Annotated in this window: 1 tRNA gene; it reads right to left on the minus strand. The window is 50.0% G+C overall.

Features of this window, described 5'->3' with window-relative positions:
• Nucleotides 1–2: 2 nt before the first annotated feature.
• Nucleotides 3–76, minus strand: a tRNA-Ile gene (locus HMPREF2890_RS02625).
• Nucleotides 77–242 lie beyond the last annotated feature (166 nt).

Raw genomic sequence — 242 nt, forward strand, 5'->3', positions numbered from 1 at the left:
CGTAGGCCCAGGCAGAGTTGAACTGCCGACCTCTACATTATCAGTGTAGCGCTCTAACCAACTGAGCTATGAGCCTGGCTTACCACTCTCCTCGACGTCCTACGCCTTTCCCCTCGCTCTCTCACCTGAGAGAGTCCCGGTACTCCTGACTTATAGTCTCGTGGAAAGGGTATATATGAGAAAAAATAAGACAAGGGGAATGAATTGCTCTGTGCAAGACCGTGTGTAAAGTCTCTTGACGT

Source organism: Porphyromonas sp. HMSC065F10 (genome assembly GCF_001808555.1).
Lineage (GTDB): Bacteria > Bacteroidota > Bacteroidia > Bacteroidales > Porphyromonadaceae > Porphyromonas_A.